A 5,866-nucleotide genomic window follows, 5' to 3' on the forward strand; every position below is an offset into this window, starting at 1 on the left:
GCATGATCAACCGTCGTTCATTGACCGTGCCTCCTGCCTTGCCCAGAGCAGCCATTTCGCCACAACGCTTGCCCATGGCAAGCGAACGATTTTTCACACCTGCGACTTGAAACAGCGAACATGAGAGTGGATGGAGTCTAACACTTGGTGCCCGCGTTTGACGGCGGCGATGATTTTGTCGGGGTCGGCGGTCCAAGAGAAGGGTTTGGGTTGCTGGTTGTGCTCTTGGAGGAAGCGGTTGATTGCCGCCTGGAGGTCGACGACGGAGTGGAAGACGCCTCGTTTGAGGCGACGCTTCGACAGTTTTGCGAAAAAGCCTTCGACCGCGTTGAGCCACGAGCATGAGGTCGGTGTGAAGTGGAAGGTGAAGCGCTGATGGCGGCCGAGCCAGGCACGCACCTTGGGGTGCTTGTGAGCGGCGTAGTTGTCGAGGACGACGTGGACGGCCTTGCCGGTCGGCACCTCGGCGTCGATGGCGTTGAGAAAGCGGACGAATTCCTGATGGCGATGCCGCTGCATGTTCTTGCCGATAACGGTGCCGTCGAGCACGTTGAGAGCAGCAAACAGTGTGGTCGTGCCATTGCGCTTGTAGTCGTGGGTCATGGTGCCGAGCCTACCCTTCTTCATGGGCAGGCCGGGTTGGGTGCGGTCGAGCGCCTGGATCTGGCTCTTCTCATCGACCGACAGCACGATGGCGTGGGCAGGCGGATCGACATAGAGGCCGACGACGTCGCGCAGTTTATCGACGAACTGCGGATCGTTGGAGAGCTTGAACTGGCGCCAGCGGTTGGGCTGCAGCCCGTGCGCCTTCCAGATACGACGCACCGCACTCGGGCTGATGCTGGCCGCGGCCGCCATCATGTCGGCGGTCCAGTGCGTCGTCTCGCCAGGCGGGTCCTGCAACGTCAGCGCCACCACACGCTCAGCCACTTCAGGCCCGAGAGGCGGAATGCGCGAGGGTCGCGTCGTGTCGCGCAACAGTCCTTCGAAGCCTTCCGTTGCGAAGCGCTCCTGCCAACGCCATACGCAGGTCTTGGATTTGCCGGTTTGCCGCATGATCTCGACGGTGCCCACACCGTCGCCGCTCAACAGAATGATCTCGGCGCGCCAAACATGCTTTTGCGGCGCATTGCGATCCCTGATCAGCGCGCTCAGGCGCTGGCGATCAATCGGCGAAACGGTGAGGGATATTCCTGTGCGCATGCGCCAAACTCGCATGCGCACTCGCGAAAGGGAATCCCAAGCCGGACTCTTATGTTAGGCGGAAACCACTAGATCACTTCGACCCCCAGCTTATCGAGGACGCCAGCGACCATCGACCATCGCCAGCAACTTGCCCGCGATGATCGCCGTCGGCTTGCCGGGAGCAAGCCGCAGAAGACAGGGAGACGAAGGTCTCGTGCAAGACGCAGGGTTCCCTGCCCAATGGACCTCATGCCGCTTGACGAGATGCTGCCCGGCTAGTTCGACGAGGCCGCCTTCGGTGTTATCCGATCGCGGATGAAGACGTATAGTGTGCCGTCGTTGAGTCGGGCGAACGTAACTGCTTCCCAGGGCTGTCCGGGGTGGCTGCGGAAGGCGTATCGGTCGCCGGACTCGTCCAGCGGCAGCAGTTCGTACACGTTCACCGCGGGACCGGATATTATCTCAGCGAAATCGCCCTTCGTTGTCCATGTCGCAAGCAGGCCCGCTGGCCTCGCGGTGACTTCTAAACGCCCGCCGGCGTTCTCATAGCGTCCGACATGGCGCTCGGGGCGGTAAGGCAGCACATCGACCGGCGCCGGCCGTTCGGGCACCCGGACCCCGGCGTAGTGTTCTATTACGTCGGATATAATCCGCTCGTAGGGGCTAAGCGCGTCCGAGTTGGTGAGAAGGCAGACCGCGAGCCGGGCTTCCGGATCCACCCGAAGAAACGCCCTCTGGCCGAGAGTCCAACCGTCGTGACCGATCACTCGGCGGCCACCCCACTCGGACATACGCCAAGTCAGGCCGACGGCGAACGGCGCGCTTGTCACCGGCGGCCGTACTTGCTCGACCAGCATCGCCGCAACCGCATCGGCGCTGAGCACTGATCGACCGGCGCCGGTGACGCCGTGGTTCAGGTGCAGCTCGGCGAATGTTAGCAAGTCGTCGGCGCTTTGGGTGATGAGACCGGACGGGCCGTCACTGCGCATCAGACCCCAAGTGTGCACGGGTTTGCCTGCGTGCGGATGCGCCTGGTGACCAACTGCAGCTCGAAATAGCAGCGCCTCCTCCGGGAGCGTCACGGTCGCGGTCAGCCCGAGCGGCTCGACCAGGCGTCGACGCAGGGCCTTGTCCCACCCAGTGCCGTCGAGCACCTCGATGATGCGGCCGAGCAAGGTGAATCCGGCGTTACAGTACGAGTACGCAGTGCCGACCGGATGTATCTGAGCGACGTCCGCGAGCTGGGCGGCAAACTTCGCGAGGCAATCGTCACCCCGCCCGGTATCGAACATTAGGTCTCCGTCGATGCCGCTGGAGTGAGTTAGTAAATGGCGCACAGTAATCTGATCGGCGACGTCATCGACGCCCACACGTACACCGGGAAGCAGTTGCGCGACGGTACTGTCCAGCTCTAGCCGCCGTTCGTCGATCAGCTGCATGACCATCGTCGCAGTCCATAATTTCGTGATCGAACCGATCTGGAATACCGAGTCCACGGTAGTCGTAACGCCAGTTGCCGTGCTCAAAACCCCGTAGGGCACGACGATCCGCTTGCCGTCATACGAAATACCAAGCACCGCACCGGGGATTCCGGCGACATCGGCATACGCGGCAAGCATACCCGCCCAGTCAACTTGGCTCATGATCTCTCCTCCGCTTGGCGAAATGCGCACTTACGTCTCACGGAATTCCTAAATTAATTCGAATCCAGCCATTCCCTGACCGGAACCTAGAGAAACCGACCATCGCTATCACGGCGACGGTCGAAGTCGACCTGCTGAGGATCTAGGTCGCCGTCAGGCCGAGGCCTTCTGCATGTTCCACATCGCTACAAGTAGGGGCATCTCGATGAGGCCGGTGAGCGTGTTCCGTCGTGCGATTGGCGCAACAAATTGACCCAAATAGGCGAAGCCGGCGACGGAGTCCCACCAAACCCGTTGCATCTCGCGAGCCAGCGCCTTGCGCTCTTCCAGGGTTCCGACATCTGCCCATTTGGCCCGAAGGGCCTCATAGTCGTCGCTTTTGGGCCAGCCGTAACTGCCCGTCTCGCCCTTCGCGTGTAGGAAATCTGCAGAGATCGGATCGCTCTGCTCGATGGAATCAGAAGAGCTCGTGATGAAGACGCTCCACCCTCCGTTATCGACGGGGCCTTTGTTCTTCGAGCGCTGAACAACTGAGCCCCAGTCGCCGGGCGCAAGCTCGGCATTGACCCCAATCTGGCGCAGCGTTGTCGCCAGCAGTTGCGCAGCGTCGCTGGCCTGCGACCAGTTCGTGGACTGGAGAATAACAACCTTCTCGCCAGCATATCCGGCTTCCTTCAAGAGTTCCCGGGCCTTTTCCGGATTGCCACCTTTCTTGTACCATCCCGTATTTTCGTCATTAGAATAAGGTGTACTGTTTCCAAATAGCGAAGTGACGGGGTGACCATATTTTGGATCCGGAGCTATAACCCGCAAGAACGCCTCCTGATCGATCAGGTGAAGCATCGCTTGACGCGCCTTCACGTTATTGAAAGGCTTCTGCAGACAGTTCATGCTCATCCACATGTCCTGGCCCCCTTTGTCCAGTACCTGGAGGGCAAGGTTCGGGTCGCCCTCGATGACCGAGTAAAGATCCGCAGGTGGGTTACTGATGAAATCGATCTCACCCGCCTGCAAGGCCGCCAGAGAAGTCTGCTGATCGGGCATATTTTCCCAAACGACACGATCGACGTTGACGACCTTCTCGCCGGCGAATCCGTTAGATGGATCAGTCCGCGGTACATATTTGTCGTTGCGATCATAGGTGAAATTCGAACCCGGCTTGGCAAGAGTCTCGTTGAACTTGAACGGCCCTGATCCGATATGCGCGGTCACCTGCTCGGTTGGGGGGTGATCCGCATCCTTCTCGCGCATGATAAACAGCGGGTACCCCGAGATCTCCGCCAGCCGATCGATCAGAAGCCCCAGCGGCTCCTTGAGCGCAATCGTGAAGGTCTTGTCGTCCTTCTTCGAGATATCCCTGGCCCGCTCCATAACCAGTAGTCCGCCGGGAGTCTGGCCCCAGCGACGTATCGAGGCCACGCAGTCCGCCGCAGTGACAGAAGTACCGTCATGCCACCCCAGACCATCGCGAAGCTCGAACGTATAGGTCTTCTTGTCGTCGGAAATGCCCCACTTCCCTATCATTTGCGGCTGGGGCAAAAGCTTGGAATCGAGCGCAAACAGCGTGTCGTAAATCGCTTGGGCGTGGTTATAGGTCTGGGTAACCGTCGTAGTGTATGGGTCGAAGATGGTAAGGTCCCCCATCGCCATTCGCACAGTTCGCTCGTCGGTTGGTGCTGTTTGCGCCCGAAGAATCGATGGGATCGATACAGCCGCTCCGGCTGCCATGCCCACCTTAATGAGGTCGCGTCGCGAGATTGTCATGTTCCAGTGCCTCCCTTGTCAGTCGCGCGCTTGATCTGCGCCTATCTGCTTGATGAATCCCTAGAGAGTTATAGATGCATGAAGGAAGAGATTTTGTGCCAAAATGCGTCGGTTGCTGGAACGCGGAGCCACAGTACATCCTAGTTTGAAATGTATGTTGCGTGCTCTGCTGTGAGCGGTGTTCTCAGGCCACATGAGCGCGATCTAAGCCTACGGCAGAAGCTCGTCGATCTGGCTGTTGGGGTGGCCACTAACGATCCTGGTGAGCACGTCGATGAGGTAGCCGAGCGTTCGACGCAGTTGAGTTTGCAGGTCTATGCCGATCGCCGAACTACGCCGAGCGGGCGCGTTCCGCCAGCGTTATTCACGACTTAGCCGCAGCTGGATCGGCATAGATTAGGGTCTCTCCGTCGCGATTGGCGCGAATGTATGGACCGACAGCTGATCGCAAGGACTTCGTGCGTGAATGGCGGAAGTCGGTGATATGTCGGCTTTGTCGCAAACCCATCGTCAACCTTGGTTAAGACATGAGTGTTCCTCCATTCAGAGGAGCGTATTCATGTTTTCAGGCCGCCATTTCGACCGTTCGGTAATCCTACTGTGTGTACGCTGGTACCTGACCTACAATTTTAGCCTGCGCGATCTGGAAGAGATGATGGCCGAGCGCGGCATTCAGTTGACCATTCCACAATCCATCGATGGATTATCCGGTTCTCACCGCTGTTGCTCGAACGTTCAACCATCGCAAGCGACCTGTCGCCCGTAAATGGCATGTCGATAGTGGAGGTTCGTGGTCGCTGGGTGTACCTGTGTCTCGCCATCGACAGTGTCGGTGACACGGTTGAGTTCTTCTTCAGCGAGCACCGCGACCTATCGGCTGCCAAACGCTTTCTGCGCAAGGCTTTGCAACGTCATGGTCGACCCGATCGTATTGTATCGACGGCAGCCAGACGAACCGGGAAGCAATCGTTGCCTGCGATGGGGAAAGCCGACTGCGAGATCCGCGCCCGCCACACATGGTGCTGCGGACTGTTGCGGTGAGAGATCACGGCCTCCAGCCGCTCACGGTCGCCCGGACTTCGATGCCTTCCCGCACCCAGACTCGCATGCCCAGCGCGCCATGGAACCATCAACGCCGATCAAACCACTCTCATGTTCGCTGTTTCAAGTCGCAGGTGTGAAAAATCGTTCGCTTGCCATGGGCAAGCGTTGTGGCGAAATGGCTGCTCTGGGCAAGGCAGGAGGCACGGTCAATGAACGACGGTTGATCATGC

3 protein-coding genes and 2 pseudogenes are annotated in these 5,866 nt (G+C 59.3%); 1 reads left to right on the top strand and 4 read right to left on the bottom strand.

Translation table 11 applies throughout. The annotated features are described in order from the left end of the window. Positions 1-93: 93 nt before the first annotated feature. From CKW40_RS41795 to CKW40_RS46170, 4 genes and pseudogenes are all read right to left on the bottom strand, one after another. Complete coding sequence (locus CKW40_RS41795; RefSeq protein WP_095205322.1) at positions 94-1,203, bottom strand: IS630 family transposase; 1,110 nt, start codon at positions 1,201-1,203, stop codon at positions 94-96. A gap of 257 nt (positions 1,204-1,460) precedes the next feature. Continuing rightward, positions 1,461-2,828 carry a serine hydrolase domain-containing protein gene (locus CKW40_RS41800; RefSeq protein ID WP_198421195.1) on the bottom strand — a complete coding sequence of 456 codons (1,368 nt, stop codon included), beginning with the start codon at positions 2,826-2,828 and terminating at the stop codon, positions 1,461-1,463. 153 nt (positions 2,829-2,981) lie between these two features. After that, a complete protein-coding gene (locus tag CKW40_RS41805) occupies positions 2,982-4,592 on the bottom strand; it encodes an ABC transporter substrate-binding protein (protein WP_095205323.1) in 1,611 nt (536 codons plus the stop codon). A gap of 210 nt (positions 4,593-4,802) precedes the next feature. Next, positions 4,803-4,906 (bottom strand): annotated as a pseudogene (locus CKW40_RS46170) (transposase domain-containing protein); the annotation flags it as partial. Between the two features lie 245 nt (positions 4,907-5,151). Here CKW40_RS46170 and CKW40_RS41810 point away from each other — a divergent pair. After that, positions 5,152-5,593: pseudogene (locus CKW40_RS41810) on the top strand (IS6 family transposase); the annotation flags it as partial. Positions 5,594-5,866: the final 273 nt, after the last annotated feature.

It is taken from the genome of Mesorhizobium carmichaelinearum (genome assembly GCF_900199455.1).
Taxonomy (GTDB): Bacteria; Pseudomonadota; Alphaproteobacteria; order Rhizobiales; family Rhizobiaceae; genus Mesorhizobium; species Mesorhizobium carmichaelinearum.

Coding starts and splice junctions, on each gene's coding strand:
- CKW40_RS41795 (WP_095205322.1), bottom strand. CDS start 1,203: ATGCGCACAGGAATATCCCTCACCGTTTCGCCGATTGATCGCCAGCGC.
- CKW40_RS41800 (WP_198421195.1), bottom strand. CDS start 2,828: ATGAGCCAAGTTGACTGGGCGGGTATGCTTGCCGCGTATGCCGATGTC.
- CKW40_RS41805 (WP_095205323.1), bottom strand. CDS start 4,592: ATGACAATCTCGCGACGCGACCTCATTAAGGTGGGCATGGCAGCCGGA.